We start from the raw sequence: 1,220 nt of genomic DNA on the forward strand, positions 1-1,220 counted from the left end.
TTCGACCCGCGCCCGCCGATGGTCACCTCCGGGCTGCGCATCGGCACCCCGGCCCTGGCCACCCGCGGCTTCGGCGAGGACGCGTTCGCCGAGGTCGCCGACATCATCGCCGAGGCCCTGACCGCCGACGCCGGCAGCGACCTGACGGGCCTCCGCTCCCGGGTGCAGGCCCTTGCCGCCGCGCACCCGCTCTACCCGGGCACGGTTCCGTTGGGAACGGCCGCCGGAGCCTGACCGGGTAAGGGGCCCTCGGAGGCCCCGGAGTGGGGAGCCGGTGCCCGCAGGGGGACGGGCGCCGGCTTCCCACTTATTGTCCTAACCAGTTTTTCTTGAAGGGTCTGTCATGGCTGTTGGAGTCTTTGATCTTTTTTCCATCGGAATAGGGCCGTCCAGTTCCCACACCGTGGGGCCCATGCGGGCTGCCGCGGTCTTCGCCGAGGAACTCAGGTCCTCAGGAAAACTGGACAGTGTGGCTTCCCTGCGGGTGGACCTCTACGGTTCGCTGGCCGCCACCGGCCGCGGGCACGGCACGTTCACCGCGGTGCTGCTGGGGCTGGAAGGATTCCACCCCGAGCTGATCCTGCCCGACGAGGTGGAATCCAGACTGGCCGCCATCACCGAGACCGGAATCCTGCAGCTGGCCGGCGCCGGCCAGGGGACAGGCGTGCCGCTGCCCTACTCGGTGGAGGACATGGTCCTGCACCCGCTGACCGTGCTGCCCAGGCACACCAACGGGATGAAGTTCGCGGTCTCCGATGAATCCGGCCAGGTCCTCCATGGCGCAACGTTCTTCTCGGTGGGCGGAGGCTTCATTGTCCGTGAAGGCGAAGAGGGCGTGGCCCTCAAGGAACTGGATGAGTCCAAGCAGGAGTTGCCGCTGCCCTTCCGCACGGCGGCCGAGCTGCTTGGGCATTGCCGGACCACGGGGCTGGACATCAGCGGGGTCATGCTGGCCAACGAGCTCACCTGGCGCAGCGAGGAGGAGATCCGGGAAGGCCTGCTCCATATCTACTCGGTCATGGAAGGCTGTGTGGAAGTCAGCCTCAGGCGCGAAGGCGTGCTGCCCGGCGGGCTGAAGGTCCGCCGCCGGGCCCCCGACTGGCACGAACGGCTTTTGAAAGAAGACAAGGACCGCGACCCCAAGTACTGGCAGGAGTGGGTCAACCTGGTGGCCCTGGCGGTCAACGAGGAGAACGCCTCGGGCGGCCGGGTGGTCACCG

Annotated in this window: 1 protein-coding gene and 1 pseudogene; both read left to right on the top strand. The window is 68.1% G+C overall.

Features of this window, described 5'->3' with window-relative positions; all coding sequences use genetic code 11:
• Positions 1–234: pseudogene (locus ACFQ36_RS22745) on the top strand (serine hydroxymethyltransferase); the annotation flags it as partial.
• Between the two features lie 109 nt (positions 235–343).
• Positions 344–1,220 (top strand): serine dehydratase beta chain (locus ACFQ36_RS22750; protein ID WP_377017850.1); only part of this gene is annotated, 877 nt, incomplete at its 3' end.

The sequence above is a fragment of the Arthrobacter sp. GCM10027362 genome (genome assembly GCF_042679445.1).
Taxonomy (GTDB): domain Bacteria; phylum Actinomycetota; class Actinomycetes; order Actinomycetales; family Micrococcaceae; genus Crystallibacter.